The organism is Streptococcus mitis SK597, from assembly GCF_000148545.1.
GTDB classification, from domain to species: Bacteria; Bacillota; Bacilli; order Lactobacillales; family Streptococcaceae; genus Streptococcus; species Streptococcus mitis_C.
Genome location: NZ_AEDV01000063.1, coordinates 1 through 15,356, shown reverse-complemented (window position 1 = coordinate 15,356; position 15,356 = coordinate 1). Strand labels below are relative to the sequence as shown.

The window sequence follows — 15,356 nt, the reverse complement described above, 5'->3', positions numbered from 1 at the left end:
ACATATCTACGGCAAGGCGACGCTGACGTGGTTTGAAGAGATTTTCGAAAAGTATTAACTATTATGCTTTACAAACTAGTATGAAAGTAGTATACTATAGGTGAAGCTACTAGTAGGTATTACAAAATAGATTGGAAGGGAGAAGGGATGAAGGAAACTCAACTATTAAAAGGTGTTCTTGAGGGTTGTGTCTTGGATATGATTGGTCAAAAAGAGCGATATGGTTATGAGTTGGTTCAGACTTTGCGAGAGGCTGGATTTGATACTATCGTTCCAGGAACTATTTATCCTTTGTTGCAAAAGTTAGAAAAAAATCAATGGATAAGAGGCGACATGCGCCCGTCGCCAGATGGTCCAGATCGGAAGTATTTTTCGTTAACTAAAGAAGGAGAAGAGCGTGTCTCAGTCTTTTGGCAACAATGGGACGATTTGAGTCAAAAAGTAGAAGGAATTAAGAATGGGGGTAAACCATGAAGAAAATGAAGTATTACGAAGAAACAAGTGCTTTGTTGCATGAGTTTTCTGAGGAGAATCAGCAGTATTTTGAGGAACTTTGGGATAGTTTTAATCTTGCTGGATTTCTTTATGATGAGGACTATCTCAGAGAGCAGATTTATTTGATGATGCTAGATTTCTCAGAAGCAGAACGAGATGGCATGAGTGCAGAGGATTATCTAGGTAAGAATCCTAAAACAATAATGAAAGAGATGCTCAAGGAAGCGCCATGTAGTTCTATCAAGGAGTCCCTTTTGACACCAATTCTGGTCCTAGCGGTATTACGTTATTATCAACTACTAAGTGATTTTTCTAAAGGTCCTCTCTTAACAGTCAATTTGCTCACTTTTTTAGGGCAACTTCTTCTTTTTCTGATTGGATTTGGACTTGTGGCCACAATCTTACGATGGAGTTTAGTCCAAGATTCTCCTAAAATGAAAATTGGCACCTATATTGTCGTTGGGATTCTTGTTCTGCTAGTTGTTCTGGGATATGTAGGAATAGGAAGTTTTGTACAAGAAGGAGCCTTTTATCTTCCTACTCCCTGGGATAGTTTATCTGTCTTTACGATTTCGCTGGTCATCAGTATTTGGAATTGGAAAGAAGAGTTTTTTCGTCCCTTTAACAGTATGATTGTTGCCCACCTTATTGTAGGTTCTCTGCTCCGTTACTATGAGTGGATGGGGATTTCAAATGTTTTTCTTACAAAGATTATTCCTTTAGCTGTTCTCTTTATTGGTATCTTTCTCTTTTTCCGTGGGTTTAAAAAGATAACATGGAGTGAAATATAGTCAAAAAGCCGTTGCAAAGCGGTTTTTTGTTATAATGAAGGGAAGAATGTTAGAAATTTAAGGAGAAAAATTTGATGAGATACATAACTCTTGGTCAAGATGACAAAGAATTATCAGAAATTGTTCTCGGAATGATGAGAATAGAAGATAAGTCTGTAAAAGAAGTTGAAGAGCTTGTAGAAACAGCACTGTCTGTTGGAATCAATGCTTTTGACTTGGCTGATATTTATGGTCGTGGTCGTTGTGAAGAACTGTTAGGTCTTGTCCTAAAAAATCGTCCAGATTTAAGAGAAGAGATGTGGATTCAGTCAAAATGTGGCATTCGCATAGAAGAATTTACCTATTTTGATTTTTCAAAGGACTATATTATAAAATCAGTAGACGGAATTTTGCAAAGATTGAAGATTGATCATTTAGATAGCTTGCTCCTTCATCGACCAGATGCTTTGATGGAATCTGACCAAGTAGCAGAAGCCTTTGAAATTCTACAAAAATCAGGTAAAGTTCGAGACTTTGGTGTGTCTAACCAAAATCCCATGATGATGGAATTGCTGAAGAAAGAAGTCAAACAACCTCTATCTATCAATCAATTACAATTAAGTGCAGCTTTCACACCTAGTTTTGAAGCAGGATTTTATGTCAATATGGAAGGCAACAAGGCAGCTATGCGAGATGGAAGCGTCTTTGAATACTGCAAATTACACGATGTGGTTATTCAAGCATGGTCTGTCTTACAATTCGGATATTTTAAAGGGAATTTTGTTGGCAATGAGAAATTTCAAGCTTTGAATCAAGTACTTGATCGTTTAGCTTTTAAATATGGAGTAACCCCTTCAACTATTGCCATTTCTTGGATATTGCGTTATCCAGCAAAAATGCAGGCACTCGTAGGTACAACAAATCCTAAGCATTTGAGAGAAGTTAGCCAAGCGGCAAACTTTAGCTTAACAAGAAAAGAATGGTATGAAATTTATCTTGCTGCAGGGAATAATTTGCCTTAGGAGAAAATTCATTTAAAGAAATCATAGTCAAAAAAACGTTGGAAAACGTTTTTGTTATGTGACCATTTGTCTGTCTTGATTCGTTAGGTACGGTTCATTAACAGGTGTCAATGAAAATAAAAGAGCAAACTAGGAAACTAGCCGCAGGCTGCTCAAAACACTGTTTTGAGGTTGTAGATAAGACTGACGAAGTCAGTCACATATATACGGTAAGGCGACGCTGACGTGGTTTGAAGAGATTTTCGAAGAGTATAACTATTCTGATTTACATACTACCAGGGAAGCAGTATCCCATAATTGATGGCACGCTAGTAGGTACTATAAAATGGACTAGAGTACTTTTTTGATTGGGTATAAAACATCATAGAGAATAAAAAAGGTTAGGATTTTTTGTCCTAACTTTTTTTACATGTAATAAACAATGGCGATGTATTGGAGTGCGGACGCAGCTAGGATAAAGAGATGCCAAATCATGTGGAAATAAGGTTTTTTCTTGGCGTAAAATCCAGCCCCAACTGTATAACAAAGTCCGCCAGTTACCATGAGACTCCAGAAAATTGGCGTTGTTTGACTGATAATGGCAGGAATGATAGCTAGAACCAACCAGCCCATAATCAGGTAAAGAGCAAGGCTAAATTTCTCATTGACTTTTTTAGCAAAGATTTTATAGAGAATACCAAAGATGGTCGTTCCCCACTGAATGGCAATAATTAGATAGCCAAACCAGTTATTCATTAAGGTTAAGACGACTGGCGTATAAGAGCCTGCGATAGCCACATAAATCATCGAATGGTCAATGATTCGCAAGACATATTTGTGGGTCGAACCATAGGCCATAGAGTGATAAATGGTTGATGATAGAAACATGAGAAAGAGACTAATAACGAAAATGGAAACGCCGATAGATGATAAAAATCCGTGTGCCTCATAACTATAGGTGGATGAAATGGGGAGTAAGATGAGCATGATGACTGCACCTACGGCATGGGTCACGCTATTAGCAATCTCCTCTCCAAAACTGAGTTGTTTGCTGAGTTTAAGACTAGTGTTCATTGGATTACCTCCTCTTGAGTATGATGGATTAAGGCTAGAGTTTGATGATAGAGTTTAACCGTTTGGCAGCTAGTTTGGATAATGGGGTTAGCTGGATCAATTCCTTGGTTCATGTAGTCCACAAAAACATCGTAGAGTTGCTCTGAACTTGCTTGACTTTGTAGAGTATTAAGTGTCTGGGCTATTTCTTGAATAGAGAATACCGACTTGAGGGTTGTGATAGCAATCAGACGGGCAATCTGTTGGCGTTGGTATTTTTTCTTGTCAGGCTTTGTCAGGTAACCATGTTTCACATAATTGTTGACCATAGATGCTGTTAGGCCCTTGTCTTTATCAGGAGAGATAGGGGCGCAGACCTGATTGACATAGAGTAAAACCTGATCCAGATAGAGGTCAATGTTTGGAATTTCTGCCCATTTTGGGTAGGAAAAGGTAGTTTTCATTTCCAACTCCTTTTTATCTAGTTTTAATAACTAGATTATAAAATAACAAAAACAGAAAGTCAAGTTTTAACTGCTTGTAGAAAGACTTAAATTATGCTATGATGGGAGAAACTAGTCAGAAATGAGGAGAAAAGATGGAGATTCGTTTAGCTTTTCCAAATGAAGTAGATGCCATCATGCAGGTGATGGAGGATGCTAAAAAATGTTTAGCGGATGCTGGTAGTGACCAGTGGCAAAATGGTTATCCAAATGCTGATATTATTATTGAGGATATTATCTCAGGTCAAGCCTATGTAGCCTTGGAAGAGGGAGAACTACTAGCCTATGCAGCTGTGACCAAGAGTCCAGAGGCAGCCTATGAAGCCATTTATGAAGGAAACTGGCAAGCTGGAGAGTCAGAGTACCTAGTCTTTCACCGTATTGCTGTGGCAGCAGATGTGCAGGGACAAGGAGTTGCTCAGACTTTCCTAGAGGGCTTGATTGAAGGTTTTGACTATCTAGATTTTCGCTCAGATACGCATGTTGCAAACAAGGCCATGCAGCATATTTTTGAAAAACTAGGTTTTAAACAGGTTGGTAAGGTTCCAGTTGATGGTGAACGCTTGGCCTATCAAAAATTGAAGAAATAATGCAAAAGAAGTACGCAAAAATACTCTACTCTTCGCCAATTGGCTCCCTTTCTCTTGTAGCTGATGACCATCATTTGTATGGGATTTGGGTGCAGGAGCAGAAACATTTTGAGAGGGGGATAGGAGATGAAACAATAGAAGAAGTTGTTAGTCACCCCATTTTAGACCCAGTTATTGCTTGTTTAGATGCTTACTTTATAGGCAAGCCTCAGGATTTATCCGACTTGCCCTTGGCGCCAATCGGAACGGATTTTGAAAAGCGGGTCTGGGTCTACTTACAGAGCATTCCTTATGGTCAAACAGTGACCTATGGACAAATTGCTCAAGAGTTGCAAGTAGATTCTGCTCAAGCAATTGGTGGAGCTGTAGGACGTAATCCTTGGTCTATCCTAGTACCTTGTCATCGTGTGCTGGGAGCAGGCAAGCGTCTGACTGGTTATGCCGCAGGAGTGGAAAAGAAAGCTTGGCTCTTGGGGCATGAAGGCGCAGATTTTAAAGATATAAACAATAGAAAGTGAAGCACATGTTAGAATTTATCGAATACCCAAAATGTTCAACTTGTAAAAAAGCAAAACAAGAATTAAACCAACTCGGTGTGGACTATAAAGCCGTCCATATCGTCGAAGAAACACCTAGCCAAGAAGTCATTTTAAACTGGCTAGAAAACTCAGGTTTTGAGTTGAAGCAATTTTTCAACACCAGTGGAATCAAATACCGTGAATTAGGGCTGAAAGATAAGGTAGGAAGCCTGTCAAACCAAGAAGCGGCTGAGTTGCTAGCAAGTGACGGTATGTTGTTAAAACGACCCATTTTAGTAGAAAATGGAACTGTTAAGCAAATCGGTTATCGAAAACCTTATGAAGAATTGGGATTGAAATAGCTTTTATCTATCTCTTTGATAGATAAAATATATAACCTCCCTGTTTCAAAGTATGATAAACTAGTAGGTAGACAAAGTCTGTATCTGACCGTAGCAAATAATTTCATTGACGGCAGAAGTATGGTAGAATGAATCATTATCAGGAGAGGATGTTTTTATGAATGTTACAACGATTTTAGCATCAGATTGGTATCAAAACTTGATGCAATTGATTCCGGATGGCAAGCTTTTTAGCCTGCGTTCGGTCTTTGATGGAATCCCGAGAATTGTCCAACAACTTCCAACAACGATTATGTTGACAATTGGTGGTGCCTTTTTTGGTCTTGGTTTTGGCGCTTCTTTTTGCCATTGTGAAGATCAATCGTGTTAAGATTTTATATCCCTTGCAAGCCTTCTTTGTTAGTTTCTTAAAAGGGACACCGATTTTGGTGCAACTCATGTTGACCTACTACGGAATCCCTTTGGCTTTGAAAGCTCTCAATCAGCAATGGGGGACTGGTCTCAATATTAATGCGATTCCAGCCGCTGCTTTTGCGATTGTCGCCTTTGCCTTTAATGAGGCAGCTTATGCTAGTGAAACCATTCGTGCAGCCATTCTCTCAGTCAATCCTGGTGAGATTGAAGCGGCACGCAGTCTGGGGATGACCCGAGCGCAAGTTTATCGTCGCGTGATTATTCCAAATGCAGCAGTTGTGGCGACTCCAACCTTAATCAATTCCCTAATCGGATTGACCAAGGGAACTTCTCTAGCCTTTAGTGCGGGTGTTGTCGAAGTCTTTGCCCAAGCTCAGATTTTGGGTGGTGCCGATTACCGCTATTTTGAACGCTTTATTTCCGTTGCCCTTGTTTATTGGGTAGTCAATATCGGTATTGAAAGTCTTGGTCGTTTCATAGAGAGAAAAATGGCTATTTCTGCACCTGATACAGTGCAAACAGATGTGAAAGGAGACCTTCGTTAATGATTAAGATTTCGAATTTAAGCAAATCCTTTTCAGGACAGACTGTCTTGGATCATCTGGACTTGGATATTCAAAAAGGGGAAGTCGTAGCCTTGATTGGTTCTTCGGGAGCTGGAAAATCAACCTTCCTTCGTAGTCTCAATTATCTTGAAACACCTGACAGTGGCTCTATTCAGATTGATGATTTCTCAGTTGATTTTTCTAAAATCACTCAAGAAGAAATCCTTGCCCTACGCCGTAAGCTGTCTATGGTTTTCCAACAGTTTAATTTGTTTGAACGCCGAACAGCACTTGATAATGTAAAAGAAGGCTTGGTTGTGGTTAAGAAATTATCTGACCAAGAAGCAACTAAGATTGCCAAGGAAGAGTTGGCTAAGGTTGGGCTTTCTGACCGTGAAAACCATTACCCTCGTCATTTATCAGGTGGACAAAAGCAACGGGTTGCCTTGGCGCGTGCGCTCGCTATGAAACCAGATGTCTTGCTCTTAGACGAACCAACTTCAGCCCTTGACCCAGAATTGGTTGGTGAAGTAGAAAAATCTATTGCAGATGCTGCTAAGTCAGGTCAAACCATGATTTTAGTCAGCCATGACATGTCCTTTGTAGCCCAAGTGGCTGATAAGATTCTCTTCTTAGATAAGGGGAAAATTATCGAGTCTGGAACACCAGATGAGATTATCCACCATCCGAAAGAAGAGCGGACAAAAGAATTCTTCGCTAGTTACAAACGGACTTATATTTGATATAATAGATAAAGAAAAACTCAGTTAGCTGGACTAGCTGAGTTTACTCTTTAAAAAAGATAGAAATGAGAGAAATCATGCTACTGCAACTATTTTCTTTATATTTCGAGAGTTTGATCTTGACCACCATCCTCGTCCTGATTTTTTTAGGGATTTGGATTGGACTGAGAGCCATGTCGGGAGTTGATAAGACAGCCAAGGCTCGCCAAGCCCATCTCTATGATATGATTATGATTGGAGTCTTGGTTGTTCCAGTATTATCCTTTGCGGTTATGAGTTTAATTCTTGTTTTCAAGGCATAATCCTTGCTTGATTGACAAGAAAGAGTTAGAATAAAGGTAGTTACAACAAGAAAGAAGGAATCTATATGTACGATACTATTATTATCGGTGCTGGACCTGCAGGGATGACTGCGGCCTTGTATGCTGCTCGAAGCAATTTGAAAGTAGCCTTGATTGAAGGTGGTCTGCCAGGTGGTCAGATGAATAATACATCTGATATTGAAAATTACCCAGGATACGCTAATATTAGTGGGCCTGAATTGGCTGAAAAGATGTTTGAACCACTTGAAAATCTTGGTGTTGAGCACATTTATGGTTATGTTGAAAATGTCCAAGATCATGGTGATTTTAAGAAAGTGATGACTGATGACCAAACATATGAAACTCGTACCGTTATCGTAGCGACTGGTTCTAAACACCGTCCTTTGGGAGTACCTGGAGAAGAAGAACTGAATAGTCGTGGTGTTTCATACTGTGCCGTGTGTGATGGTGCCTTCTTCCGTGACCAAGATTTGTTGGTAGTTGGTGGTGGAGATTCAGCTGTTGAAGAAGCCCTCTTCTTGACTCGTTTTGCTAAGACTGTTACCATTGTTCACCGTCGTGACCAGCTTCGTGCACAAAAAGTGTTACAAGACCGCGCCTTTGCTAATGAGAAAATCAGCTTTATCTGGGATTCTGTAGTGAAGGAAATCAAGGGTGAAAACAGAGTAGAATCTGTCGTTTTTGAAAATGTGAAAACAGGTCAAGTGACAGAGCAAGCCTTCGGTGGCGTCTTTATCTATGTTGGATTGGACCCTGTTAGCGATTTTGTTAAAGAATTGAATATTCAAGACCAAGCAGGCTGGGTTGTGACAGATAATCACATGAAAACTGCAGTTGACGGTATCTTTGCAGTTGGAGATGTTCGCCAGAAAGACCTTCGCCAAGTAACAACAGCAGTTGGAGATGGAGCTGTCGCTGGTCAAGAAGCCTATAAATTTATCACAGAACATAGTTAATTATAAAAACGCATAGTATCAGATTTACAAAAAATTTGACACTATGTGTTTTATTGTGGGAAAATTAATTTCATTTTCTACTAAAATTGAGTTTTGCCAGCCTCTTATATTTTTAGAAAAATCCTTTAATCTTGTCAACGAGGCCATCTAGACTTTCTGAACCAGAAATCAACTGCTGAGCTTGAGAGAAGTATTCTCCAAGTTGTTCTTGATTTTCTGCAACAAATGTTTTAGCAACTTCGAAATCTTTTGTTTCGATTCATTCTTTTACTTAATTAAACAAACCTAATGGGTTCATATCAGTTAACTTTTTTGAAATTGGGTTTTAAGCTCTATTTTTAGTGTACTCAAAATTAGGATAGACTATAATTTTTATTCGTTTAGTAAAAAGAAAATGTATATTTTGAAAGAAATTCAAGAAAAAAATACTGTTTAAATCTTTTTTCTTGAATAAAAAACGGTTTCATAGTAAAATAAGAACTGAGAATGATGGAGGTAAATCGGTGGAAAATCTGAAGAAAATGGCAGGTATCAAGGCTGCTGAGTTCGTGAGCGATGGAATGGTCGTTGGACTTGGAACAGGCTCGACTGCCTATTATTTTGTCGAAGAAATCGGTCGTCGTATCAAGGAAGAAGGATTGCAGATTACAGCTGTAACAACTTCTAGTGTGACTAGTAAACAGGCTGAAGGTCTTAACATCCCGCTCAAGTCTATTGACCAAGTAGACTTGGTTGATGTGACGGTTGACGGGGCGGATGAAGTGGATAGCCAGTTTAACGGAATCAAAGGCGGTGGTGGTGCCCTTCTGATGGAGAAGGTTGTAGCAACGCCCTCAAAAGAATATATTTGGGTGGTGGATGAAAGCAAGCTGGTAGACAAACTAGGTGCTTTTAAATTGCCAGTAGAAGTGGTTCAGTATGGTGCAGAGCAGGTCTTTCGTCGTTTTGAACGAGCTGGCTACAAACCAAGTTTCCGTGAAAAAGACGGTCAACGTTTTGTGACCGATATGCAGAATTTTATCATCGATCTTGCCTTGGATGTCATTGAAGATCCAATTACTTTCGGACAAGAATTGGACCATGTCGTTGGTGTTGTAGAGCACGGTTTATTCAACCAAATGGTGGATAAAGTAATCGTTGCTGGACGAGATGGGGTTCAGATTTTAACCTCAAGAAAAGAAAAATAGAGGGGGGCATAAGATGTCTAAATTTAATCGTATTCATTTGGTGGTACTGGATTCTGTAGGAATCGGTGCAGCACCAGATGCTAATAACTTTGTCAATGCAGGGGTTCCAGATGGAGCTTCTGACACACTGGGACACATTTCAAAAACAGTTGGTTTGAATGTCCCAAATATGGCTAAAATAGGTCTTGGAAATATTCCTCGTGAAACTCCTCTTAAGACTGTACCGGCAGAAAGCAATCCAACTGGATATGCAACAAAATTGGAAGAAGTATCCCTTGGTAAGGATACCATGACTGGGCACTGGGAAATCATGGGACTCAACATTACTGAGCCTTTCGATACTTTCTGGAATGGATTCCCAGAAGAAATCTTGACAAAAATCGAAGAATTTTCAGGACGTAAGGTCATTCGTGAAGCCAACAAACCTTACTCAGGTACAGCTGTTATAGATGATTTTGGACCACGTCAGATAGAAACTGGAGAGTTGATTATCTATACTTCAGCTGACCCTGTTTTGCAGATTGCTGCCCATGAAGACATCATCCCTCTGGATGAATTGTACCGTATCTGTGAATACGCTCGTTCGATCACCCTTGAGCGCCCTGCCCTTCTAGGTCGTATCATTGCTCGCCCTTATGTAGGTGAACCAGGTAACTTCACTCGTACGGCAAACCGTCGTGACTTGGCTGTATCTCCATTTGCCCCAACTGTTTTGGATAAATTGAATGAGGCTGGTATCGATACTTACGCTGTTGGTAAAATCAATGATATCTTTAACGGTGCTGGTATCAACCATGACATGGGTCACAACAAGTCAAACAGCCATGGAATTGATACACTATTGAAGACCATGGACTTTGCTGAGTTTGAAAAAGGATTCTCGTTCACAAATTTGGTTGACTTTGATGCCCTTTACGGCCACCGTCGTAATGCTCACGGCTATCGTGATTGCTTGCATGAGTTTGATGAACGCTTGCCTGAAATTATCGCAGCCATGAGAGAGAACGACCTTCTCTTGATTACTGCGGATCATGGGAACGACCCAACTTACGCAGGAACAGACCACACTCGTGAATATATTCCATTGTTGGCCTATAGCCCTGCCTTTAAAGGAAATGGTGTCATTCCAGTAGGACATTTTGCAGATATTTCAGCGACTGTTGCTGATAACTTTGGTGTTGAAACTGCCATGATTGGGGAAAGTTTCTTAGATAAATTGGTATAAGATGACGCGCTATGCTTTGCTGGTTAGAGGCATCAATGTTGGTGGTAAGAATAAGGTCGTCATGGCGGAGCTTTGTCAAGAATTGACAGAGTTGGGACTGGAAAAGGTTGAGACCTACATCAACAGTGGCAATGTTTTCTTTACTTCGACAGACTCAAAATCCCAATTGATTGAAAAGTTAGAGACTTTCTTTGGAGTCCATTATCCATTTATTCAGAGCTTTTCTTTACTGAGTCAAGAAGACTATGAATCAGAAGTGGAGAATCTCCCAGCTTGGTGGAAGGAAGACTTGGCACGAAAAGATGTCCTCTTTTACACGGAGGGTTTGGATATGGACCAAGTCATCGCGACAGTTGAAAGTTTAGAGCTGAAAGATGAGGTGCTTCATTTTGGAAAACATGGGATTTTCTGGGGAAAATTCTTTGAAGAAACCTACTCTAAGACTGCCTATCACAAGTACTTGCTCAAGATGCCTTTCTATCGCCACATTACCATTCGCAATACTAAAACCTTTGACAAAATCGGTCAAATGCTTAAAACTAAAAAAGGAGACACACAATGACATTTTTAAACAAAATCCATGAAACTGCTACTTTCCTGAAAGAAAAGGGAATTGCAGCGCCTGAGTTCGGTCTAATCCTTGGATCAGGACTTGGAGAATTGGCAGAAGAAATCGAAAATCCAGTTGTAGTAGACTATGCTGATATTCCAAACTGGGGCCGTTCAACAGTAGTCGGTCACGCTGGGAAATTGGTATATGGGGAACTGGCAGGTCGCAAGGTTTTGGCTCTTCAAGGGCGTTTCCATTTCTACGAAGGAAATCCTCTGGAAGTCGTGATTTTCCCAGTTCGTGTCATGAAAGTTCTTGGATGTGAAGGTGTCATTGTAACCAATGCTGCTGGTGGTATTGGATATGGGCCTGGTACTTTGATGGCTATCTCAGACCATATCAATATGACAGGACAAAACCCATTGATAGGTGAAAACTTGGATGACTTTGGTCCACGTTTCCCAGATATGTCTAAAGCCTACACACCAGAATACCGTGCAACTGCCCATGAAGTAGCTAAAAAACTGGGTATCAAGCTTGATGAAGGTGTCTATATCGGTGTAACTGGTCCAACTTATGAAACACCAGCAGAGATTCGTGCCTATAAGACACTGGGAGCAGATGCAGTTGGTATGTCTACTGTTCCTGAAGTGATCGTGGCAGCCCACTCTGGCTTGAAAGTTCTAGGAATTTCATGTATTACCAATTTTGCGGCTGGTTTCCAAGACGAACTCAACCACGAGGAAGTTGTGGAAGTAACCGAACGTGTTAAAGGTGACTTTAAAGGCTTGCTTAAAGCGATTCTTGCAGAATTGTAAGAAAAAAGATTTAAAAAGGGGGGAATATCTCTACCTTTTCATAATTGACTGGCTGTTCGGAACAAAGAAGAAGCATAGGTAGACTATGGGTTTCTTCCTACTCTTGTACCTGAAAGAGTCTGATAGTTAGCATTGTGAAAGACAAGATTCTAGGATACTAGCATTAGCTTCCTACCAAGCAGACTAGGATGATAAGGAAAGATAAGAATGAATTTATACTCAATGAAAATCAAAGAGCAAACTAGGAAGCTAGCCGCAGGTTGCTCAAAACACAGTTTTGAGGTTGTAGATAAGACTGACGAAGTCAGTGACCATATCTACGGTAAGGCGACGCTGACGTGGTTTGAAGAGATTTTCGAAGAGTATTACTTTCTGAATTTCTCAGCCTTGTCCTATATATAGCACAATGAGATTTTGCTTGACTCTGCTTACAAATAAACGAAAAGAAAGATAAGAAATAATGAAAATCGGTCAACGAATTATGCGTTTTGGCATAAAAAAATTAAGTATCGGAGTTGTATCTGTTGCAGTCGGCTTCGCATTTCTAGCTCCAGCTGGAATTTCAGCCAATGAACTAAAGCAAGATGTAACATCTGAAGTGGCAACAAGAGTGCTAGATTCTAAGGAGGAATTGAGAGAGCCGGAAAATGTTGCTCCAAAACTAGAAACTCCTCTAAGAGAGGAGCCAAGACTAGATCCTCAACCGCTTCCAGAAGCAAGTGAAGTTCTTGAAAACAAAAGGGAAGAGTCAAAAGTAGAGATGACAGAGCCAGCTCAAGACTCACCTATTCATGCTCCTGTAGAAGAAACTAAAGAAGAAGTTGTGACAGAAAAACCAACAAATACTCGTTCTCTAACTGCAGAAGATTTGGTGAAGATTTCCAAAGGGGAATTGCATTTAGAAAATGATTTGATTGATGAATCTCTCTACGGTGAAAAAGTTCTTGATTTGGAAGGGGATGATGACCAAGATGGCATCAAAAACAAAGATGAACTTTATGTGTACAACAAAGATGGTAAGGATTATCTAGGATATAACAGTCATCCCTTGCTAGCAGACAGTGATGGGGATGGTTTGGCAGATGGAGAAGATGACAATAAGAAAGAATGGTATGTCACAGATCGTGATTCTCTTCTCTTTATGGAGTTAGCCTATCGAGACGATGATTATATTGAGAAAATTTTAGATCATAAGAATCCTTTCCCGAGTCTCTATCTTGACCGTCAAGAATACAAACTCATGCACAATGAATTGGCTCCTTTCTGGAAAATGAAAAAAGCCTACCATACAGATAGTGGCTTGGATGCTTTCTTATTTGAGACCAAGAGCGACCTTCCTTATCTCAAAGATGGAACGGTGCACATGTTGGCTATTCGTGGAACGCGAGTTAATGACGCCAAGGACTTAAGTGCAGATTTGGTTTTATTAGGTGGAAATAAACCAGCTCAAGCGGATGATATCCGTAAGGTTGTTGGGGAATTAGCCAAGGATACAAGTATTACCAAGTTGTATATGACAGGCCATTCTCTTGGAGGCTACCTAGCTCAGATTGCAGCGGTTGAAGCTTACCAAAAATATCCTGATTTTTATAACCATGTATTGAGGAAAGTGACGACTTTCAGTGCTCCTAAAGTGATTACTTCCAGAACTGTTTGGAATGCTAAGAATGGTTTCTGGGATGTTGGTTTGGAAAGCCGTAAATTAGCTGTTAGTGGAAAAATTAAGCATTATGTGGTTGATAATGATAATGTTGTGACTCCATTGATTCATAATGATCGTGATATTGTTACATTTACAGGTAATTCACGCTTTAAACACCGTTCTCGTGGCTATTTTGAAAGTCGAATGAATGATATTCCTAACTTTAATATTGGTAAACGAGCTACCTTAGACAAACATGGTTATCGTGATCCGAAATTGGATAAAGTGCGATTCTTTAAGAAACAGGCTCTGCCTCAATCTTCTAGTCAACCAAGCGCTGAACCAATGGAAAATATTGCCTTAGGAAAACAGGTTACTCAAAGTTCGACAGCTTTCGGAGGAGATGCTAGAAGAGCTGTGGATGGCAAAGTCGATGGTAACTATGGTCACAATTCTGTCACTCATACAAACTTCCAATCTAAACCTTGGTGGCAAGTAGATTTGGCTAAAGAAGAAACCATTCGCCAAATCAATATTTACAACCGAACAGACACTGCCCAGGATAGATTGGCAAACTTTGATGTCATTCTTTTAGACAGTTCTGGTAAAGAAATTGAGAGAAAACGCATAACATCTCTTAAAGATGTGTCAGCACAAATTGCGATTAACCATAAAAAAGCGCGCTATGTTCGGATTGAGCTAGAAGGCTATAATGCCCTCAGTCTTGCAGAAGTCCAAGTATATCGTGCTGAGAATATCGCTTGGAAAAAACAAGCTAAGCAAAGTTCTACTGATTTTGGTGGAGATGCTAGTCGTGCCTTGGATGGCAATACCAATAGTAGTTATAGTCAACAATCTATCACTCATACTAAGTTTGAAAATCAACCTTGGTGGGAAGTTGATTTAGGTCGTACAGAACAGGTAGGACTTGTTCGCCTTCATAACCGTGGGGATGGAGAGCTTTCTAAACGTCTGTCAGACTTTGATGTGATTTTATATGATGAAAAAGGAACAGAAGTTGCTAGACAGTATGTTTCTAAACTTGACGGAACGAGCTTGGATGTTCAATTAAATGGGAAATTGGGACGCCGTGTTCGTGTGCAACTACGTAAGAACAATCAAGCCCTCAGTCTTGCAGAAGTAGAAGTTTTCCGCTTTATCGCTACGAATGGTGAGACGGCGACACAAATTTCTAAGCCAGTTCAACCAATCAGTCAGACTCCTGCCAAAGATAAAACATTGACAATTCAACATAGCGGAGCTTACATTGCTCGCTACTCTATAACTTGGGAAGAAGTTACAGTAGATAAAGATGGAAACCAAGTTGTTCGTAGTCGTTCTTGGGAAGGAAACGGTCGTAACCAGACTGCAGGATTTGTCCTCAACCTCCCAATCAAAGGAAACATGAGAAATCTGCGAATTAAGATTGAGAAAAAGACAGGTCTACTATGGAATAGATGGCAAACAATCTATGAAAACAGACCAATTTTAACTCAACCCCACCGTAAAATTACCCATTGGGGAACAACATTAAATTCTAAGATTTCTGATAACGATGTCTTGTAAGTTGATGGTACAATGATAGTTAGATAATTTAGTTTATAAGATAACTACCTGAGCTCGAATAGGACTCAGGTAGATCTCTGTGAGAGAATAAAATT

Annotated in this window: 17 protein-coding genes and 1 pseudogene; 16 read left to right on the top strand and 2 right to left on the bottom strand. The window is 40.0% G+C overall.

Annotation, left to right across the window (positions count from 1 at the left end; translation table 11 throughout):
- The first annotated feature begins 147 nt into the window (after nucleotides 1–147).
- From SMSK597_RS09080 to SMSK597_RS09070, 3 genes are all read left to right on the top strand, one after another.
- Nucleotides 148–474, top strand: coding sequence for a PadR family transcriptional regulator (locus tag SMSK597_RS09080; RefSeq protein ID WP_000665423.1), 327 nt, complete (start codon nucleotides 148–150; stop codon nucleotides 472–474).
- Complete coding sequence (locus SMSK597_RS09075; protein ID WP_000738412.1) at nucleotides 471–1,286, top strand: hypothetical protein; 816 nt, start codon at nucleotides 471–473, stop codon at nucleotides 1,284–1,286. Before SMSK597_RS09080 ends, SMSK597_RS09075 begins: the two co-directional genes overlap by 4 nt.
- A 74-nt stretch (nucleotides 1,287–1,360) precedes the next feature.
- Nucleotides 1,361–2,287, top strand: a complete 927-nt coding sequence (locus SMSK597_RS09070) for an aldo/keto reductase (RefSeq protein WP_001269442.1) — start codon at nucleotides 1,361–1,363, stop codon at nucleotides 2,285–2,287.
- 405 nt (nucleotides 2,288–2,692) lie between these two features.
- On the opposite strand, the gene trhA is transcribed toward SMSK597_RS09070, so the two are convergent.
- Both trhA and SMSK597_RS09055 read right to left on the bottom strand, forming a co-directional pair.
- Complete coding sequence (trhA, locus tag SMSK597_RS09060) at nucleotides 2,693–3,340, bottom strand: PAQR family membrane homeostasis protein TrhA (RefSeq protein ID WP_001097996.1); 648 nt, start codon at nucleotides 3,338–3,340, stop codon at nucleotides 2,693–2,695.
- Complete coding sequence (locus tag SMSK597_RS09055; RefSeq protein ID WP_000858722.1) at nucleotides 3,337–3,783, bottom strand: DUF1836 domain-containing protein; 447 nt, start codon at nucleotides 3,781–3,783, stop codon at nucleotides 3,337–3,339. Before SMSK597_RS09055 ends, trhA begins: the two co-directional genes overlap by 4 nt.
- 134 nt (nucleotides 3,784–3,917) lie before the next feature.
- On the opposite strand from SMSK597_RS09055, the gene SMSK597_RS09050 reads away from it, so the two are divergent.
- From SMSK597_RS09050 to SMSK597_RS14035, 13 genes and pseudogenes are all read left to right on the top strand, one after another.
- Entirely contained in the window at nucleotides 3,918–4,412 is a 495-nt protein-coding gene (locus SMSK597_RS09050) for a GNAT family N-acetyltransferase (RefSeq protein WP_000405828.1), read from the top strand.
- Complete coding sequence (locus tag SMSK597_RS0102690) at nucleotides 4,412–4,930, top strand: methylated-DNA--[protein]-cysteine S-methyltransferase (RefSeq protein ID WP_001170333.1); 519 nt, start codon at nucleotides 4,412–4,414, stop codon at nucleotides 4,928–4,930. Before SMSK597_RS09050 ends, SMSK597_RS0102690 begins: the two co-directional genes overlap by 1 nt.
- 5 nt (nucleotides 4,931–4,935) lie before the next feature.
- Nucleotides 4,936–5,292, top strand: coding sequence for an arsenate reductase family protein (locus tag SMSK597_RS09045; protein WP_000889086.1), 357 nt, complete (start codon nucleotides 4,936–4,938; stop codon nucleotides 5,290–5,292).
- 157 nt (nucleotides 5,293–5,449) lie between these two features.
- Nucleotides 5,450–6,251, top strand: a pseudogene (locus tag SMSK597_RS09040) (amino acid ABC transporter permease).
- Nucleotides 6,251–6,994, top strand: a complete 744-nt coding sequence (locus SMSK597_RS09035) for an amino acid ABC transporter ATP-binding protein (RefSeq protein WP_000590965.1) — start codon at nucleotides 6,251–6,253, stop codon at nucleotides 6,992–6,994. The pseudogene SMSK597_RS09040 and the gene SMSK597_RS09035 overlap by 1 nt, the downstream one beginning before the upstream one ends.
- A gap of 77 nt (nucleotides 6,995–7,071) precedes the next feature.
- Nucleotides 7,072–7,296, top strand: a complete 225-nt coding sequence (locus SMSK597_RS0102680) for a DUF4059 family protein (protein WP_000926599.1) — start codon at nucleotides 7,072–7,074, stop codon at nucleotides 7,294–7,296.
- Nucleotides 7,297–7,361: 65 nt separating this feature from the next.
- The gene (trxB, locus tag SMSK597_RS09030) at nucleotides 7,362–8,273 is read left to right on the top strand and encodes a thioredoxin-disulfide reductase (RefSeq protein ID WP_000272323.1); all 912 of its coding nucleotides are present in this window, start codon (nucleotides 7,362–7,364) and stop codon (nucleotides 8,271–8,273) included.
- Between the two features lie 503 nt (nucleotides 8,274–8,776).
- Nucleotides 8,777–9,460 carry a ribose-5-phosphate isomerase RpiA gene (gene rpiA / locus SMSK597_RS09025; protein WP_000429291.1) on the top strand — a complete coding sequence of 228 codons (684 nt, stop codon included), beginning with the start codon at nucleotides 8,777–8,779 and terminating at the stop codon, nucleotides 9,458–9,460.
- A gap of 13 nt (nucleotides 9,461–9,473) precedes the next feature.
- Nucleotides 9,474–10,685: a phosphopentomutase gene (locus tag SMSK597_RS09020; RefSeq protein WP_000033111.1), complete on the top strand. Its 1,212-nt coding sequence runs from the start codon at nucleotides 9,474–9,476 to the stop codon at nucleotides 10,683–10,685.
- 1 nt (nucleotide 10,686) lies between these two features.
- A complete protein-coding gene (locus SMSK597_RS09015; RefSeq protein WP_000199110.1) occupies nucleotides 10,687–11,247 on the top strand; it encodes a DUF1697 domain-containing protein in 561 nt (186 codons plus the stop codon).
- Entirely contained in the window at nucleotides 11,244–12,053 is an 810-nt protein-coding gene (locus SMSK597_RS09010; RefSeq protein WP_000143436.1) for a purine-nucleoside phosphorylase, read from the top strand. Before SMSK597_RS09015 ends, SMSK597_RS09010 begins: the two co-directional genes overlap by 4 nt.
- Before the next feature lie 207 nt (nucleotides 12,054–12,260).
- Nucleotides 12,261–12,455 carry a hypothetical protein gene (locus tag SMSK597_RS13905; RefSeq protein WP_001055453.1) on the top strand — a complete coding sequence of 65 codons (195 nt, stop codon included), beginning with the start codon at nucleotides 12,261–12,263 and terminating at the stop codon, nucleotides 12,453–12,455.
- A 58-nt stretch (nucleotides 12,456–12,513) separates the two neighbouring features.
- Nucleotides 12,514–15,261, top strand: a complete 2,748-nt coding sequence (locus SMSK597_RS14035; protein WP_000690146.1) for a galactose-binding domain-containing protein — start codon at nucleotides 12,514–12,516, stop codon at nucleotides 15,259–15,261.
- Nucleotides 15,262–15,356: the final 95 nt, after the last annotated feature.

Bases quoted from the DNA above. Each gene is read 5' to 3' on its own strand.
- SMSK597_RS09080 (WP_000665423.1), top strand. From the start codon at position 148: ATGAAGGAAACTCAACTATTAAAAGGTGTTCTTGAGGGTTGTGTCTTG.
- SMSK597_RS14035 (WP_000690146.1), top strand. From the start codon at position 12,514: ATGAAAATCGGTCAACGAATTATGCGTTTTGGCATAAAAAAATTAAGT.
- SMSK597_RS09055 (WP_000858722.1), bottom strand. From the start codon at position 3,783: ATGAAAACTACCTTTTCCTACCCAAAATGGGCAGAAATTCCAAACATT.
- SMSK597_RS0102690 (WP_001170333.1), top strand. From the start codon at position 4,412: ATGCAAAAGAAGTACGCAAAAATACTCTACTCTTCGCCAATTGGCTCC.
- SMSK597_RS0102680 (WP_000926599.1), top strand. From the start codon at position 7,072: ATGCTACTGCAACTATTTTCTTTATATTTCGAGAGTTTGATCTTGACC.
- SMSK597_RS09015 (WP_000199110.1), top strand. From the start codon at position 10,687: ATGACGCGCTATGCTTTGCTGGTTAGAGGCATCAATGTTGGTGGTAAG.
- SMSK597_RS09020 (WP_000033111.1), top strand. From the start codon at position 9,474: ATGTCTAAATTTAATCGTATTCATTTGGTGGTACTGGATTCTGTAGGA.
- SMSK597_RS09045 (WP_000889086.1), top strand. From the start codon at position 4,936: ATGTTAGAATTTATCGAATACCCAAAATGTTCAACTTGTAAAAAAGCA.
- SMSK597_RS09075 (WP_000738412.1), top strand. From the start codon at position 471: ATGAAGAAAATGAAGTATTACGAAGAAACAAGTGCTTTGTTGCATGAG.
- SMSK597_RS09050 (WP_000405828.1), top strand. From the start codon at position 3,918: ATGGAGATTCGTTTAGCTTTTCCAAATGAAGTAGATGCCATCATGCAG.
- trhA (WP_001097996.1), bottom strand. From the start codon at position 3,340: ATGAACACTAGTCTTAAACTCAGCAAACAACTCAGTTTTGGAGAGGAG.
- SMSK597_RS09035 (WP_000590965.1), top strand. From the start codon at position 6,251: ATGATTAAGATTTCGAATTTAAGCAAATCCTTTTCAGGACAGACTGTC.
- SMSK597_RS09070 (WP_001269442.1), top strand. From the start codon at position 1,361: ATGAGATACATAACTCTTGGTCAAGATGACAAAGAATTATCAGAAATT.
- SMSK597_RS09010 (WP_000143436.1), top strand. From the start codon at position 11,244: ATGACATTTTTAAACAAAATCCATGAAACTGCTACTTTCCTGAAAGAA.
- SMSK597_RS13905 (WP_001055453.1), top strand. From the start codon at position 12,261: ATGAATTTATACTCAATGAAAATCAAAGAGCAAACTAGGAAGCTAGCC.
- trxB (WP_000272323.1), top strand. From the start codon at position 7,362: ATGTACGATACTATTATTATCGGTGCTGGACCTGCAGGGATGACTGCG.